The 14899-nt window shown below is 72.2% G+C and carries 16 protein-coding genes; 9 read left to right on the forward strand and 7 right to left on the reverse strand.

The genetic code is table 11. From position 1 onward, the window contains the following. From ACWD3I_RS01760 to ACWD3I_RS01785, 6 genes are all read right to left on the reverse strand, one after another. Window positions 1-723 (reverse strand): polysaccharide deacetylase family protein, encoded by a 723-nt coding sequence (locus ACWD3I_RS01760; protein WP_365394294.1) that lies wholly within the window; start codon window positions 721-723, stop codon window positions 1-3. Further along, a complete protein-coding gene (gene murJ / locus ACWD3I_RS01765; RefSeq protein ID WP_451084008.1) occupies window positions 707-2788 on the reverse strand; it encodes a murein biosynthesis integral membrane protein MurJ in 2082 nt (693 codons plus the stop codon). The genes ACWD3I_RS01760 and murJ overlap by 17 nt, the downstream gene beginning before the upstream one ends. 590 nt (window positions 2789-3378) lie before the next feature. After that, on the reverse strand, window positions 3379-4710 hold the full coding sequence (locus tag ACWD3I_RS01770; RefSeq protein ID WP_365394296.1) for an O-antigen ligase family protein: 1332 nt from the start codon (window positions 4708-4710) through the stop codon (window positions 3379-3381). 2 nt (window positions 4711-4712) lie between these two features. Next, window positions 4713-6137: an exopolysaccharide biosynthesis polyprenyl glycosylphosphotransferase gene (locus ACWD3I_RS01775; protein ID WP_365394297.1), complete on the reverse strand. Its 1425-nt coding sequence runs from the start codon at window positions 6135-6137 to the stop codon at window positions 4713-4715. Continuing rightward, window positions 6134-7303, reverse strand: a complete 1170-nt coding sequence (locus ACWD3I_RS01780; RefSeq protein ID WP_365394298.1) for a glycosyltransferase — start codon at window positions 7301-7303, stop codon at window positions 6134-6136. Before ACWD3I_RS01780 ends, ACWD3I_RS01775 begins: the two co-directional genes overlap by 4 nt. Window positions 7304-7354: 51 nt before the next feature. Then, the gene (locus tag ACWD3I_RS01785; protein WP_365394299.1) at window positions 7355-8443 is read right to left on the reverse strand and encodes a DUF3344 domain-containing protein; all 1089 of its coding nucleotides are present in this window, start codon (window positions 8441-8443) and stop codon (window positions 7355-7357) included. Window positions 8444-8738: 295 nt separating this feature from the next. Here ACWD3I_RS01785 and ACWD3I_RS01790 point away from each other — a divergent pair, with 295 nt between their 5' ends. The 8 genes from ACWD3I_RS01790 (at window position 8739) to ACWD3I_RS01825 (ending at window position 13812) form a co-directional block, all read left to right on the forward strand. After that, complete coding sequence (locus tag ACWD3I_RS01790; protein ID WP_046263027.1) at window positions 8739-8978, forward strand: chaplin; 240 nt, start codon at window positions 8739-8741, stop codon at window positions 8976-8978. Window positions 8979-9219: 241 nt separating this feature from the next. After that, window positions 9220-9981, forward strand: a complete 762-nt coding sequence (locus ACWD3I_RS01795) for a hypothetical protein (RefSeq protein WP_365394300.1) — start codon at window positions 9220-9222, stop codon at window positions 9979-9981. 251 nt (window positions 9982-10232) lie between these two features. After that, window positions 10233-10520, forward strand: coding sequence for a hypothetical protein (locus tag ACWD3I_RS01800; RefSeq protein ID WP_046263029.1), 288 nt, complete (start codon window positions 10233-10235; stop codon window positions 10518-10520). A gap of 161 nt (window positions 10521-10681) precedes the next feature. Continuing rightward, window positions 10682-11179: a DUF5949 family protein gene (locus ACWD3I_RS01805; RefSeq protein ID WP_266892215.1), complete on the forward strand. Its 498-nt coding sequence runs from the start codon at window positions 10682-10684 to the stop codon at window positions 11177-11179. Further along, window positions 11179-11763 (forward strand): vitamin K epoxide reductase family protein, encoded by a 585-nt coding sequence (locus ACWD3I_RS01810; protein WP_365394301.1) that lies wholly within the window; start codon window positions 11179-11181, stop codon window positions 11761-11763. The genes ACWD3I_RS01805 and ACWD3I_RS01810 overlap by 1 nt, the downstream gene beginning before the upstream one ends. 117 nt (window positions 11764-11880) lie before the next feature. After that, window positions 11881-12396, forward strand: coding sequence for a hypothetical protein (locus ACWD3I_RS01815; protein WP_365394302.1), 516 nt, complete (start codon window positions 11881-11883; stop codon window positions 12394-12396). Window positions 12397-12500: 104 nt separating this feature from the next. Beyond that, window positions 12501-12962, forward strand: coding sequence for a tyrosinase family oxidase copper chaperone (locus tag ACWD3I_RS01820; protein WP_365394303.1), 462 nt, complete (start codon window positions 12501-12503; stop codon window positions 12960-12962). Continuing rightward, window positions 12946-13812 carry a tyrosinase family protein gene (locus ACWD3I_RS01825; RefSeq protein ID WP_365394304.1) on the forward strand — a complete coding sequence of 289 codons (867 nt, stop codon included), beginning with the start codon at window positions 12946-12948 and terminating at the stop codon, window positions 13810-13812. Before ACWD3I_RS01820 ends, ACWD3I_RS01825 begins: the two co-directional genes overlap by 17 nt. Window positions 13813-13891: 79 nt before the next feature. Here the strand turns inward: ACWD3I_RS01825 and ACWD3I_RS01830 are convergent, their stop codons facing one another. Further along, window positions 13892-14173, reverse strand: coding sequence for a chaplin (locus ACWD3I_RS01830; protein WP_365394305.1), 282 nt, complete (start codon window positions 14171-14173; stop codon window positions 13892-13894). A gap of 193 nt (window positions 14174-14366) precedes the next feature. Between ACWD3I_RS01830 and ACWD3I_RS01835 the strand changes: the two genes are divergently transcribed. Continuing rightward, window positions 14367-14897: a DUF2087 domain-containing protein gene (locus tag ACWD3I_RS01835; protein ID WP_365394306.1), complete on the forward strand. Its 531-nt coding sequence runs from the start codon at window positions 14367-14369 to the stop codon at window positions 14895-14897. Window positions 14898-14899: the final 2 nt, after the last annotated feature.

Genomic DNA, 14899 nt, shown 5'->3' on the forward strand with positions numbered 1-14899 from the left:
TCAGATCCCCTCGACGGGACGGCGGCGCAGCCGGTGCAGCCGGTGCTTGAGGAAGAGGCGTACGGCGGTGTCGTTCTGGCCGATGTGCAGACGGGGGAGCGCGTACGGGCCGGTGAGGGGGCCGGGGTCGATGGCGCAGGCGTACGCGTATCCGGCTTCTCGTACGGCGTCGACCGCGCGCTCGTCGAGCGTCCCGTACGGGTAGCAGAAGCCCTTCACGGACGCTCCGGTCAGCTCCTCCAGCGCGGTCCGGCTCTCGACGACCTCGGACTTGAGCCGCAGGTCGTCGGCCTTGGTCAGGTCGACGTGGGTGAGACCGTGCGAGCCGATCTCCACGCCCGCCTCGCAGGCCCGGCGGAGGCCGTCGGCGGTGAGCAGCGGCTTGCGCGGGCCGAGCGGGTCCCAGGCGTTGTCGCCGCCGAGACGGCCGGGGAGGACGAAGAGGGTGGCCCCGAAGTCGTGCTTGCGCAGTACGGGCAGGGCGTGGTCGAGGAAGTCGGTGTACCCGTCGTCGAAGGTGAGGCCGACGAGGTCCTTGCTGGCGGGGGCGGCCAGCAGCGTGGCCATGGACACGCCCCGCAGGCCGCGGCGGCGGAGCCAGTTCAGCTGGCGGTCTAGTCGGTCGGGTGTGACCGTGATGCGGTACGGGTCGTCGGAGCAGTCGCCGACCGAGTGGTACATCGCGATCCACGGGACGGGGGCGGAATCAACGGCAGCGGCCATGCGTGAGCCTTCGTGTGACGGAGCGTAGGGATCTCAGTGCGGGTACGACGCCCTGGGCGTCCAGCGCCCAGGCGAGCAGGACGAAGACGGCGGCGACGGTCGCGCCGCCCGCGGCGAGTCCGGGCACGGCGGCCGGCACCTGCTCGGCGACGAAGGTCCCGGCGATCGTCGCGACCACCGCGGCGCGTACGGGCCTGCTCAGCTCGCGCAGCGCGCCCCGCTTGCGGATCGGGACGCTTCTGGGACCCATGCCGGCCAGCAGCAGTACGGCGGTCACGGTGATGCCGACGGCGTTGGCGGCGGCGATGCCGCAGACGCCCCAGGGGCCCACCGTCCAGGCGCCGATCCAGGAGGTGGCGACGATGCCCGCGGCCATCGCGGCGACCGGGTACCAGCTGGGGCGGGCGGCGGAGAAGTACGACCGTACGAGCACGCCGGTCAGGGTCTGGCCGAGCAGACCGAGGGCGTACACGCGCATGACGTCCGCGGTGGCCGCGGTGTCCCGGGCGGTGAACGCGCCTCGCTGGAAGAGGAGTTCGATGATCTGCGGGGCGCAGGCGATCACCGTGGCGGCGCCGAGCAGCACCATGCAGGTGGCCAGCGCCAGGTCCCGTTCCACACGGGTGCGGGCCCGCTCGATGTCGCCGTCGGCGAGGGCTCGCGCGACCACCGGGAAGGTGACCGTGCACAGCATCATCGACAGGGTCATCGGGATCTGGGCGACCTTCTGCGCGTAGTTCAGGTGCGAGATGGCGCCGACGTCGAGGGTGGAGGCGAGGTAGCGCTCGATGAGGGTCTGGGACTGCCTGCACAGGGCGAACAGGAGGACGGTCGCGACGAGGGCGGCGGTGACGGCACGGTCGCTGCTCGTGCCCGACTCCGGCTGAGCGACCTGCTTGCGGAACAACTGCCGTACAAAGGAGGGCAGTTGTACGAGGACCATCAACCCGCCGCCGATCGCGACCCCGATCGCCGCCGACCGCACGCCCCACTGCCCGCCCAGGACGAACATCGCCGTGATGATGCCGGTGTTGTACGCCACGTAGATCGCGGCCGGCGCGAGGAACCTGCGGTGGGCGCGGAGTGCGGCGCTGCAGTACCCGGCGAGCCCGAAGCCCAGCACACAGACCGCGGCGAGCCGGGTGCAGTCGACGGCGAGAGCGGGGTCGGGCAGGCCCGGTGCCAGCGCCTCGACGAGGTAGGGGGCGGTGCCGACGATCAGCGCGGACACGGCGACGAAGGCCAGGGAGAGGCGGGGCAGCGTGGCGGCGATCAGGGAGCGCACCGGATCCCCGGGAGCGCCCTGCGCCCGCCGAGCCAACGCCAGACTGAACGCCGGGACCAGCGCGAAGGCCAGCCCGTCCTCGATGAGCAGCGTCGACGCGAACTCCGGGATCGTCCACGCCACCAGGAAGGCGTCGGTCTCGCTCCCGGCCCCGAAGAGCCGCGCCAGCGCCTGATCCCGCGCCAGCCCGAGCAGCGCCCCGGCGACGGAGAGGACCGCGGTGACGAGGGTGGCCTTGGCCAGGAAACCGCGGGAGACGGGGGCGAGGTCGGGGTTGCCCTCGGGAGGATTGGCGGGGGACGCGGTGGCTGGACCCGCGGGGCGGGCCGACGGGAGGGCAGGGGCGGCTGCGGGGGCGCGTCTCGCGGTGCGGGAGGACGGACGGGGCGTGCGGACGGCACGGGGGTGCCGGGAGTGCGCGGAAGCGTCCGGGGCCGGGGGAGCGGCCGACGTACGGGATCGCGGGTGAGCCGGGGAGGCGCCGGCGACGCGGGGATCCGCCGGAGCCTCCCCGGCCCCGGAACCGCCGCCGTTGCGGAACTCCTCGGAGACCCCGGGCCCTACGAGCCACTCGCCCCTCCCGGAAACAGTGGACTCCAGCGGCCCCCCGGAAGCCTCGGCCGACTCGGCGCCCCGTCCGTTCGGCACCCCCGAGGAAACCCCGGAAGCCCGCTGGCTCTGCGAGGCCAGGGCCCGTCCGGATGTCTCGGTGGACTCCGCGTGCTGTTCGCCCGGGGTGCTCGGCGAGACCGCGGAAGCCCGGGTGCTCCGAGCGATCACGGCCCGCCCCGAAGCCTCGCCGGCTCCTGCGTTCTGGCCGCCCGGGGTGCCCGGCGAAGCCCCGGATGTCCGGGTGTTCCGGGTAACCATGGCCCGCGCCGAAGCCTCGTCAGGTCCTGTGCCCCGTTCGGTCGGTGTGCCCGGCGAAACCCCGGAAGCCCGCTGGCTCTGCGAGGCCAGGGCCCGTCCGGATGTCTCGGTGGACTCCGCGTGCTGTCCGCCCGGGGTGCTCGGCGAGACCGCGGAAGCCCGGGTGCTCCGAGCGATCACGGCCTGCCCCGAAGCCTCGCCGGCTCCTGCGTTCTGGCCGCCCGGGGTGCCCGGCGAAGCCCCGGATGTCCGGGTGTTCCGGGTAACCATGGCCCGCGCCGAAGCCTCGTCAGGTCCTGTGCCCCGTTCGGTCGGTGTGCCCGGCGAAACCGCGGAAGCCCGCTGGCTCTGCGAGGCCAGGGTCCGTCCGGATGTCTCGGTGGGCTCCGCGTGCTGTCCGCCCGGGGTGCTCGGCGAGACCGCGGATGCGCCGGTGGGCCTCGCGCTTCTGCCGCTCGGGAAGCCCGCCGCGTCCCCGGGAGACCGGGGCGGCGTCACCGTCATCGGGTTGCCGCCTCCTCGGCGCGGTCGGGTGCCGGGGTCGGGGTTGCCGTGGGCTGCTTCGGGGTGTTGCCGATCAGGGCCCACCAGGCCGCCAGGCCGAAGCACACCGCTGTCAGTACCGTCGAGGGTCCGCCGATGTCGGCGTACGCGAAGTCGGTGAGCTGCCAGACCAGGAAGCCGCAGGCGACGAGGCCGCAGTCGAGCCCCGGACCGGACCGGCGTACCAGCGCCAGCCTCCGCAGCCCGCACACCAGCAGGGCCAGCCAGCCGCCCGCGAGGGCGAGGAGGCCGATGAGGCCCTGCTCGGAGAGGATCAGGAGGTACATGTTGTGCGGGGAGAGCAGCGGCTGCTTGCGGAAGGCCGCGCCCGCGCCCTCGGTGTCGCTGCCGGCGGACAGCGCCAGCGAGGCGTGCGCGTCCCGGTGTTCGGGGAAACCCTTCAACCCCACGCCGGTCAAAGGCTGTTCACGCCACATGCCGACCGCCGCCGCCCACATGGTGTACCGGTCGGTGACGGACTGGTCGGGCGCGTCGGTGACCTGCGTGATGCTGCTGATCCGCTCCTGGAGCATCGCCGAACCGACCCCGAAACCGCCCACCAGGATCACGCCCAGGGCCATCATCACGGCCCCCACCCTCAGCGCCCGCCGCATCCCGGCCAGCATCAGCTGCACCGTGCACGTCACCGCCGTGGCGATCCACGCCCCGCGGCTGAAGGACAGGGCGAGCGGCACCAGCAGGGCCAGCGCGCAGCAGGCGGCGATCGCCCGGTGCCGTACGGGGGTCCGCCCCAGCGCCAGCCCCACCGCGCACACCAGCCCGAAGCACACGACCGTCGCCATGCCCATCACGTCCTGCGCCCCGAAGGTGCCGACGGCACGGATCTCCTGGCCCTGGTACGAGGCACCGGTCCCGGTCAGGAACTGGTGCACCCCGATCGCCCCCTGCCACAGGGCGAGCCCCACGAAGGACCAGGCCAGGACGCGGAAGTCGCCCCGGCCCCGGATCAGCAGCAGCACCGCGGCCGGGACGAGGACGAAGATCTGCAGATAGCGGCCCATGCCGGTGATCCCGGCACCCGGCGAGGAGGCTCCCGCGGCGGCGATCGCCAGCCCGAGCACCGGCAGACCCAGCACCACGGCCGCCGTACGCGACAAGGGGCGCCGCCGATCCCGTACCAGGAGGATCCCGCAGTACAGCACCACCAGCGCCGAGACCGCGTCGGCGGGCCCCGCGCCCCCCTCGCCGCCCGGCCCGATCGGCAGCCCCAGCAGGGCGATCACCGCCACCACCGGGAGCACCGGCGCGCATCTGCGGACGTGGTCCATGCTCAACTCCCCGTCGGACGCACGAGAGCGGCAGCGGTGCGGGCCAGGATGCAGATGTCCTGCCACAGCGACCAGTTGTCGATGTACGCGTTGTCGAAGCGAGCCCGGTCCTCGATGGAGGTGTCGCCGCGCAGGCCGTGGATCTGGGCGAGACCGGTGATGCCGGTCTGCATACGGTGGCGGGCCGCGTACCCGGGGTACGTCTGGCTGAAGTTCGCGACGAAGTACGGGCGTTCGGGCCTCGGTCCCACCAGGCTCATGTCGCCCCACAGGACGTTCCAGAGTTGCAGCAGCTCGTCCAGGGACGTCGTGCGCAGGAAGCGGCAGAACCACGACATCTGGCGTTCGTCCGCCACGCTCCAGCGGGTCGCCGACTCGTGCTCGTCGACCGGGCGGTGGGTGCGGAACTTCAGCAGCGTGAAGGGGCGGCCGTCCTTGCCGATGCGTTCCTGGCGGAACACCACGCCGCGTCCGTCGGTCAGCCGCAGCACCACCGCGCACACCAGCAGCAGCGGGCTGACCAGCAGCAGCAGGGTCCCGGCCACCAGCACGTCCAGCACCCGCTTGCCGAAGCTGCCGCGCCGCCGTCCCCCCATGTCGAGACGCCGGCAGGCGAATCCGGCGAGCTGGTCGCGGGTGGCGTACGACGGGGAGTCCGCGTCGACCTCCCACACCGCGCAGCCCGACTCGGCCAACGCCCGCAACAGCGGCCCCTGTTGGGACCGTACGGACGGATGCACGACCAGCACGTCCCGTACGCCGTTCTGGATGAGCGCCCGCTCGACCTCCTGGCCGGTCGTCAGTACGGGCAGGCCCTCGCTGCCGTCCGGCGTCTCGGTGACGACGCCCACCGGGCGTACTCCGCAGCGCGGGTGGCGCAGGATGCCCGCGGCCACGCGCTGCGCGGTCGTCGCGGGGCCGATGACGAGGGCGGCGCGCGGGCGGTTCAGCAGGACCGTGCGGCGCCGCCAGTGCACGGCGCCGCGGGCCGCGCAGGCCGCCGCCGACTGGAGCAGGAATCCGAGGGCGAGCGTGTCGGCGGGCAGCGCGTGCTGCGGGGCGTAGGCGGCGACCAGCGCGCCGAGCACCGACCAGGACACGGCGATCCGGCCGCAGACGGCGGGCAGTTCGTCCAGGACACCCGGCACCGCGCGGGGCAGGTGCGGGCGCAGCAGCATCGACGCGGACACCAGCAGGGCCGCGAGCAGCGGGTGGTGTGCGGTCCCGGTGAGCGCGAGGGCGCCGAGCAGCGCGGCGGCCAGGTCCGCGGCGAGCAGCGGCACCGGCGAGGCGGGCCGGGGCTGCGGACGGCGGTGCGGGAAGCGGAAGCCGCCGGCGACGCCGCGCGACGGGATGACCGAGACGGGCGAGAATCCGTGATCCCGTGGCTGCCCGCCGGGCGAGGGAACGGTACTTTCGGCGGTCACGAGTGGATGGACTCCCTGTACTCGGTGGGCACGACCGGTCCCACGGCGCCGAGCAGTTCGCGGTACAGACCCGCCACCGCCTCGGTCGTGTGCCGCACGTCGTGCGTGGACAGGACGTGATGGCGCCCCTGATGGCCGAGCGACTCGCACAGCAGCGGATCGAGAAGCAGCTCGGCGACGGCGGCGGAGAGCAGTGCCGGATCCCCCGGCGGTACGAGGCAGCGGGGTGCGAGATGCGGCGGCAGGCTCTCCCGGGCGCCGTCCACGTCGGACATCACGACCGGCCGTCCGCAGGCCATCGCCTCCAGCGGGGCGAGCGCCATGCCCTCCCAGCGCGAGGGCAGGACGACCAGGTCGGCGGCCTGATACCAGGGGGCGGTGTCGGTGGCGGCCCCGGCGAACAGCACCGACTCCGGGGCGCGCGCGGCGAGTCGGGCGCGGTCGGGTCCGTCGCCGACGAACACGAGCCGTGCCCGCGGCGCCCGCTCCCGCACCGCGTCCCACGCGTCGAGCAGGACGTCCTGCCCCTTCTGCCGGCACAGCCGCCCCACGCACACGACGAGCGGGGCCTGCGGATCGACGTCCGGCAGCAGTGACGCGCGTACGGTGCCCACGGAGGCGGGGTGGAAGCGGGCGGGGTCGATGCCGTTGGGGATGACGCTCCACCGCCCGGCGATCCCGGCGCGTACGCCGGTCGTGCGCTCCGCGCCGCTCACGCACACCACCCGGGAGGCCCAACGCGCCCCCCACCGTTCCCATTTCAGTGCGAGTGCCGCGGTGGTTCCGCCGACCGCCTCGAACGACCATGCGTGCGGCTGGAACACCGTCGGCACCCGTCCTCGCACCGCGAGCCGCCCGGCCAGACCGGCCTTCGCGCTGTGTGCGTGCACCAGTTCGGGCCGTACCTCTTCGATCACCCGAGCGAGGCGTCGTACCTCCCCGACGAGCGACGGCCCCGGCGACCGCGTCGCCCGCCACCGCCGTACGTCGGCCCCCAGCTCCCGCAGACCGTCGGCGAAGGCGCCGTCCGGACAGGCCACCGCGACCTGCAGCCCGGCCGCGAGCTGGGCTCGCACCAGGTCCGTCACGACCCGGGCGACCCCGCCCTCCACGGGTTGTGTGAGGTGAAGGACCCGTGGCCGAGGGTCGGTTGCTGACTGGTGCATTGCGCGGTTTCCTCGCTCACGGATGGCACTCGGGACGGGCGGGAACGCGCCTCACTGCGCGTCGACAGCGACGAAAAGTGCGCCGGTCCACGCCGCGTCCCGCTGGGAAACGAGCCGGAAGGCCAGCTGGTCACCACCGGGTCGCAGAGCCGTGCCGAGATCGAACACGTCGGAGTCGTAACCGAGGGTGTTCGCATACGAGGGGACGCGCTGCGACGGCGTCGATCCGGGCTCGGAGATCGTTGAATTCAGCACATCTGTACGGGGGTTGGCGGCGTCGGTCAGTACCAGGGGCGCCCCGCGGTCCGTCGCGCCGGTCGAAAGGGTGAGCGAGTCACCCGTACGGCCGCGGTCGCCGTCGTAGGCGACCAGTCCGGCCCGTCCGGAGGCGCCCTTCGGGAAGTCCAGCTTCCGGAGCCGGACCTCCTGGGCGGCTCCGAGTGTCTCGAAGCCGTCCCACAGGGCCAGATGACGCAGCGGCTCCGCCGCCTTCTCGTACGCGACCACCAGCGTCCAGCCGCCCCACGAACCGGCCGCCGACCTCCCCATCGCCACATTGACCTGGGCGACGGTGTAGAGGCCCGAACCGCTCTCCCGGACCAGCTTCGTGACGTCCGCCGAGGCCTGGAAGGCGTCCGCGCCCTGGGCCACCCGATGACCGACCAGGGTGTCCGCGAGGACCTCCTTGTACTGGCCGCCGGGCTCGGCGATCAGCACCCGGCCGTTGTCCCTGGGCGGCTTCTGCTCGCCGACGCGGAGGTTGCCGCCCCAGTACAGCCGCGCGTACGTGGCCCGGGCGCCCTCGGGCAACCGGACCTCCGCGCGGGAGGAGTTGTAGGTGTTCGGGTCGGTGTCGACGTCGACGTAGAACATGTCAAGGTCGCCGTTGACCGCCGTCCTGCCGTCCCGGACGGCGGGGCAGGAGGGCTGGGCGGTGCCCGCCCGGCAGCTGATGGAGGCGTTGGCCGCCCGGACCATCCCGCCGTGCTGGAGTGCGCGGAACCGCTCGGCGAACGGCAGCCGCCCGGCCTCGGGGGAGGGTGGGGCGGCCGCGAGGGCGCCACCGGGGGCCCACATCGTGGCGAGGGCGAGGGCTCCTACCGTCGCACGGCGCAGCAACGGGCGCAGGGAATGGCGCATGACCGGGTGGACCTTCCGGGAAAAGGTGCGGGGTCGGGAGGTGGCACGCCCGGGTCGTGGTGCCAGGGCGTCATGAGTGCGATTTGCTGGCTATAGGGGTGCGTCAAGAGGTCCGCAACTCTAGCCGCTATCCGTATTAATCCGGCGAAACCGGGCAAGTGTGTCGGATTGGTGAAGTCGGGCTCTCGCGAGATCACCCCATTGGCGGCGCAACCCGCGCGCGCCCCATGCGTTGACACAGCGCCGGGCATCCCCGCCCGGGTGTTTTGTGTCAACCCCCAAGGAGCACCTCTCCATGTCGCGTATCGCGAAGGGCCTGGTCCTTACCTCCGCCGCCGTCGCGGCCGTCGCCGGCGGTGCCGGCATCGCCGCCGCCGACAGTGGCGCGAACGGCGTGGCCGCCCACTCCCCGGGCGTGCTGTCGGGCAACGTCGTCCAGGTTCCGGTCCACATTCCGGTCAACGTCTGCGGCAACACCGTGAACGTCATCGGTCTGCTGAACCCCGCCTTCGGCAACACCTGCGTCAACGACTGACGTCCGCGCGCATCACCCTTGCCGGCCGTCCTCCCGTGGTTCCCCCACGGGAGGGCGGCCGGTTTGCGTTGCCCCGAATGGGGGGTGGGGGGCGCGACAGGGTGAGCGGGGCTTGACATGCCGTCTCACCAGGGAGGACGCCCGGGACCGGTGATTACGGTGCGGGTCCGTTCGGTTGCAGAGCGCGGTGAGCGCTTTCACGGTGGGCACAAGATCCTCCCCACATCGAAAGGGATCCTCCATGCGTGCTCAGTCCGCACGACGTCTCGCGTCAGCCGCCGTCACCGCCACCCTCCTGATCGGGATCACCGCACCAGCCGCGGTTGCCGTCGACAACGAGTCGAAGAGCGAGCGCATCGAGGAGGCGGCGAAGGCGCCTCTCCCCGGCGTGGACGGGCTCCTCGCACAGGTCCAGACCCTGGGCAACCTCGGAAGCGTGCTCGCCCCGGTCACCGATGTGCTGAACGCCGTGCTCAAGGCCGACGACGGACAGGTCTCCCCCGAGCAGGCGACGCAGCTCCTGGACGCGGTCAAGGCAGCCATCGCCAAGGTCACCGCCGCGGCCCCCGTGCCGGTGCCGCTGCCGGCCGACCCGCCGGCCACCACCACGCCGACGACTCCACCGGCCACGACCACGCCGTCCGACGCACTGCCCCTGCCCCTGCCCGTGCCGGCGCTCCCGCTGCCCGTGGACAAGAGCGGCGTCGACTCCAAGGCGGCCTCCGCGGATTCCAAGGCGCCCTCCGCCGACGCGGTCGGCGACGCGCTCGCCGCCCTGCAGACGGCGGTCAGCGACCTGCTCGCCGCGGCCACCTCCGGCGACCCCACCAAGGTGGTCCCGGCCGCCACGAAGGTGGTGAGCAGTCTCCTCAACGCCATCCTCGCGCTGCTGCTGGGCGGCGGACTCCCGCTGCCGCTCCCGGCGGACCTGCCGGTGCCGGTACCGCCCCTGCCGGTCCCGGTACCGCCCCTGCCGGTCCCGCTGCCGCTGCCCGCCTCCTGACTCCGCCGGTGCCCTCCTGAGACCAGGGCGGCGCCTGAGGCGAAGCAGTCGTCACCCCAGCCGTTGTGCCGGTCGACCAGACCGGCACAACGGCTGTTCTGTTTTCCTATTGCTTTTTAATAACCCGCGGGAATCCCAACGGGTGGGTTGCAGAAATTTTCTGCGTACGGAGTTTCCGGGCCGGTCGGGAATCGTTAGGCACAGCGTCATAATTCGCTCTGGTGACGTGAGTTGCCGAAGAAAGGAACACGATGAAGTCCCTGAAGGCTGCTGCTGTTGTTGCCGGTACCGTGGCCCTCGCCGGCGTTGCCGCGCCCGCGTTCGCCCACAGCGCCGCCGACGTCACGCCCACCAGCCTCACCGGCGCCGTGAACACGCTCACCAGCGGTCAGCTCGCTCCCGCCGACGTGATGCCGCTGCAGCACCAGTCGAACGCGCTCGACACCGAGAACAAGGACTCCGTGCTCAACACCGTGAAGGGTGCGACCGCCACGCTGAACAACAGCGGTCTGATCGGCGGCCTTCCGCTGGGTGGCTGACGTATCGCTCTTGCCGAAAGGGCCGGTTCCGTGGCGCATGGGATCGGCCCTTCGCGCTGTTCGAGGGCGCGTCCCTCGTTCGTGTGGACCGTGTGCGGGGCATCGCCCGGTCGGGTGAGAACGGGCCCGGCGGGGTTCCGGCCCGTCGATATGGTCGCGCGGTGACCTCAACCCAAAGCGAAACCCGCCCCTTCAACGCCGCCGACCTGGGCACGCTCGTCGTCATGGCCTGGAGCGGCGATGCCCCCGACGGCCACATGCCCTACCTCCTCGCCTACACCCTCGGGGACGCCGCGGCCGGACCGGAGGCCTCCACGGCCGCCGTCGAAGCGCTGCTGGAGAACAACGGCCTGCCCGTCGGCGGCGACCTCGTCGACGGCAACGCCCGGTCGAGCCTGCCGGTCAGCCTGCTCGTCGAGGCCGGTACGGCCGTCGTCAACATGCCCGGCTTCAACGCCCAGTGCACCCCGCCGGCCGAGTGGCTGGAGGCGGTGGCCGAGCGCGGCTTCGCCTACTTCGTGTTCACCACCCGCCCGTGGCCCGAGGCCAAGCCGGGCCGGCCCATCGAGCCCGAGGCGCTGGCCGACTTCGCGGGCGCCGACGACACCCTGAACGCGGCCGCGCACATCGTCCTCCCGGCCCGCAGCCTGCGCGGCTGATGTCGCGGACCGCGGGCGGCAGTCGCGCGTTCGCCGTACTGCTGGTGATCACGGGAGCCGCCGGACTGCTGGCCTCCTGGGTCATCACCATCGACAAGTTCAAGCTGCTCGAGGACCCGGACTTCACCCCGGGCTGCAGCCTGAACCCCGTGGTGTCCTGCGGCAGCGTCATGCAGAGCGACCAGGCCTCGGCCTTCGGGTTCCCCAACCCGATGCTGGGCCTGGTCGCCTACGGCATCGTCATCGGTGTCGGCATGAGCCTGCTGGCCGGTGCGCGCTTCCCCGGCTGGTACTGGCTCGCCTTCGACGCGGGCTGTCTCTTCGGCGTCGGATTCGTGTCGTGGCTGCAGTTCGAGTCGCTGTACCGGATCAACGCCCTGTGCCTGTGGTGCTGTCTGGCGTGGGTCGCGACCATTTTCCTGTTCTGGTACGTGACCTCGTTCGCCGTACGGAACCGATTCCTGCCCGCGCCAAGCTGGTTGAGGTCCTTCCTCGGTGAATTCACCTGGGTCGTGGCGGTGTTGCACCTCGGGATCGTCGGAATGCTGATCCTGACCCGTTGGTGGGACTTCTGGACGAGCTGACAATTCAGCGGTCGTACTACTGCGGCAGTCGGGCGAATCTTGCACTGGTGCCTGTTCCGGGATCGTTACGCGGTACGGACGTTGAGCCACTGAATTCGGAAAGGGACCGTACCTGAGATGAAGTCGACCACCCGAGGAACCATTGCCGCCGTCATCACGGGGGTCGCGGCCGCGATGGGTGCCGCCGCGACCCCCGCCGCGGCGGTGGACACGGTCCCCGTCCCGGTGCCGCTGGACGGGATCGAGAAGTCCCTCAACGTGGAGCTGCCCAAGGTCGGCGGCGAGATCCCGCTGCCGATGCCGGGCGCGCCCGAGGGCCCGCAGTACGTCGAGGGGCGGCTCCTTCCTGAGCGGGTGATCCCGCAGCTGCCGGTCAGCGGCGGGCTGCCCGGCGCGGGTCTGCGCGCGCCCCTGCCGCAGCTCCTCGGCGACGACTTCGACCACCTCGGCGTCGGCACCCAGGCCTCCGACCTGCGCACGCTGGCCCCAGGCCTGTCCCTGGACGCCCCGCTGACCGCGCCGAACGCCGACAACTTCGGCCTGCCGGAGCCGAAGCTGCCGCAGGTGGGCGTCCTCACGCCGGTCCTGCAGACCGTGCCGGCCGCGAACCTGGTGATGGGCCCCGGACTGTAAGGGCCTCCCGCTCCCAGGAGCCCGCTCGGACCATCGGATGGTGACCGGGCGGGCTCCTTCGCGGTTACCGCTACGGATCAACCGAACCGGACGAGGAGCACAGGATGGTCGTCAGTGTCGGCGGAGTGGCGGTAGGGGCGGAGCCCGGGGCGAAAAGCCAGGCCAGACCGGGCTCGGCCCGCAGCGGGCGGCGGGACGTGATGCGAGGCCTGCTCGCAGCGGTCGGCGCCCTCGCGCTCGCCCCGGTCGTCGCGGCCTCCCGGCCGCCGCAGAAGGGGAACGACCCCGGTGAGGTCGGCTTCGAGGAGACGTATCGAGGCCGTCGTATCCGCGGCATCAAGACCTCCGAGGGCCGCACCTCGGGCGCCGCCCAGTGGCACGTCACCGTCGACGGCCGGACCCTGCATCTGATGCGCCGGGCCGACGGCACCTGGCTGAGCATGGTCGACCACTACCGGTCCTACGACACACCCCTCGACGCGGCCCGCGCCGCCGTCGACGAGCTGGGGCCGGGGCAGCAACTGCGCGATACACACATGGGGGGACACCATGGCGTACATCCGTAAGGACGCGAGCACCCTCACCAGCGCCGAGAAGCGGCGGTTCGTGAAGGCGATGCTGGAGGTCAAACGGCGGGGCGAGTACGACGAGTTCGTACGGATGCACATCGACTTCTACGTCGGCGACGGCGAGGGCGGACTGCGTACGGCCCACATGACGCCGTCCTTCCTGCCCTGGCACCGGCGCTTCCTGCTGGACCTGGAGCGGGCGCTGCGCCGGGTGGACTCGTCGGTGACCGTGCCGTACTGGGACTGGACCAAGGACCGCGGGGCGGGGTCGGCGCCCTGGACCAAGGACCTGCTGGGCGGCACCGGGCGGTCGTCGGACCGGCAGGTGATGACCGGGCCGTTCGCCTACACGGGCGGCAACTGGACCATCAAGGAGGGCGTGACCGACGAGGAGTACCTCACCCGGGACCTCGGGCGCGTCCGCGACCCGATCGCGCTGCCTACCAAGGGCGATCTGGCGTCGGCCCTCGACGACCCGGTCTACGACGTCTCGCCCTGGGACTCGACGGCCACGAAGGGGTTCCGCAACCGGCTGGAGGGGTGGGGGAGCGGGCGGGGCCAGGCCGCCTGGCGCAACCACAACCGTGTGCACCGCTGGGTCGGCGGCGCCATGGTCGGTGGCGCGTCCGTCAACGACCCGGTGTTCTGGATGCACCATGCCTTCGTCGACCTGCAGTGGTACCGCTGGCAGCGGCGGCACCCGGGCGCCCGCTACCTGCCGGCGAAGCCGCCGGCCGCCGGGAGCGCACAGTACCGGCGGATCGTCGCGCGGCACGAGAAGATGCCGCCGTGGGATGTGACGCCGGATTCGCTGGAGGACGTCAGCGCGATCTATCGGTACGCCTGACGCGGCGTGGCCGACGAGGCGGATACGCGGAAGGGCCCCGGCGCTCGGAGTGCCGGGGCCCTTCCGGGTTGACGAGGCGTCAGCCGCCGTAGCCACCGCGGTCGTGGTCGTCGTGGCCGTCGCTGACGTTGGCGCAGGTGTTGCCGAACGCCGGGTTCAGCAGGGCGATGACGTTGACGGTGTTGCCGCACACGTTGACCGGGACGTGGACCGGGACCTGGACGACGTTGCCGGACCCGACGCCGGGCGAGTGGGCGGCCTCACCATGGGCGCCCGCGTCCGCCATGGCCATACCGGCGCTGCCGAGCGCCACGGCACCGGCGCCGAGGGCGACACCGGCAGCCTTCGCGATGCGAGACATCACGTTCTCCTTAGTGAATCGATGAGCGCGGCAGCTGGACTCGCCGCCGCACTTCCCGTTCAACGCCGCCGCTGACGGCTGGTAACGGCGATCATGTGCGGATCACCCTTTTTGAAGAGCGGACGCGCCGCCCGGCATCGAGGGGGCGGAAAAATCCTCAGCTCCCGGGAGGGGCCTCAACTAGCCTCCCGGCATGGCTACCGACCGACTCATGCGTCTGTTCACCGACGAGACCCGGGTACGCGCCTTCGCGGCGGTGGCCCTGGGCGCGGAGACCCCGGAGGAGGTTGCGCGGGCGGCCGGTGTGTCCGCCAAGGACGCGGCCCTGGCGCTGCTGAAACTGCGGGAGCAGGGCGTGGTGACCGCCGGGGACGGCGGTGAACTGCGCGTTGTCCACGAGGTCTTCCGGGAGGCCGCGCGTGTGGAGCGCGCGGAGGCGGCTCCCGAGCACACCGGCTCCCGGGACGAGCGCACCTTGCAGACGTTCGTCCGTGAAGGGCGGCTGGTCCGGCTGCCCGCGCAGTGGACCCGTAAGAAGGTCGTGCTGCAGTACATCGCCGAACACACCTTCGAGCCGGGCGTCGAGTACCCCGAACGGACCGTCAACGAGAAGCTCCAGGAATGGTGCGAGGACGGCGACGTCGACCATGTGACGCTCCGGCGCCATCTGGTGGACCTGCATCATCTGGACCGGAGCGAGGGGATCTACCGGCGGGCGGCCTGAGC

The organism is Streptomyces sp. NPDC002817 (assembly GCF_053592055.1).

Bases quoted from the DNA above. Each gene is read 5' to 3' on its own strand.
- ACWD3I_RS01760 (WP_365394294.1), bottom strand. From the start codon at position 723: ATGGCCGCTGCCGTTGATTCCGCCCCCGTCCCGTGGATCGCGATGTAC.
- ACWD3I_RS01770 (WP_365394296.1), bottom strand. From the start codon at position 4,710: ATGGACCACGTCCGCAGATGCGCGCCGGTGCTCCCGGTGGTGGCGGTG.
- ACWD3I_RS01780 (WP_365394298.1), bottom strand. From the start codon at position 7,303: ATGCACCAGTCAGCAACCGACCCTCGGCCACGGGTCCTTCACCTCACA.
- ACWD3I_RS01785 (WP_365394299.1), bottom strand. From the start codon at position 8,443: ATGCGCCATTCCCTGCGCCCGTTGCTGCGCCGTGCGACGGTAGGAGCC.
- ACWD3I_RS01790 (WP_046263027.1), top strand. From the start codon at position 8,739: ATGTCGCGTATCGCGAAGGGCCTGGTCCTTACCTCCGCCGCCGTCGCG.
- ACWD3I_RS01795 (WP_365394300.1), top strand. From the start codon at position 9,220: ATGCGTGCTCAGTCCGCACGACGTCTCGCGTCAGCCGCCGTCACCGCC.
- ACWD3I_RS01800 (WP_046263029.1), top strand. From the start codon at position 10,233: ATGAAGTCCCTGAAGGCTGCTGCTGTTGTTGCCGGTACCGTGGCCCTC.
- ACWD3I_RS01810 (WP_365394301.1), top strand. From the start codon at position 11,179: ATGTCGCGGACCGCGGGCGGCAGTCGCGCGTTCGCCGTACTGCTGGTG.
- ACWD3I_RS01815 (WP_365394302.1), top strand. From the start codon at position 11,881: ATGAAGTCGACCACCCGAGGAACCATTGCCGCCGTCATCACGGGGGTC.
- ACWD3I_RS01820 (WP_365394303.1), top strand. From the start codon at position 12,501: ATGGTCGTCAGTGTCGGCGGAGTGGCGGTAGGGGCGGAGCCCGGGGCG.
- ACWD3I_RS01825 (WP_365394304.1), top strand. From the start codon at position 12,946: ATGGCGTACATCCGTAAGGACGCGAGCACCCTCACCAGCGCCGAGAAG.
- ACWD3I_RS01830 (WP_365394305.1), bottom strand. From the start codon at position 14,173: ATGTCTCGCATCGCGAAGGCTGCCGGTGTCGCCCTCGGCGCCGGTGCC.
- ACWD3I_RS01835 (WP_365394306.1), top strand. From the start codon at position 14,367: ATGGCTACCGACCGACTCATGCGTCTGTTCACCGACGAGACCCGGGTA.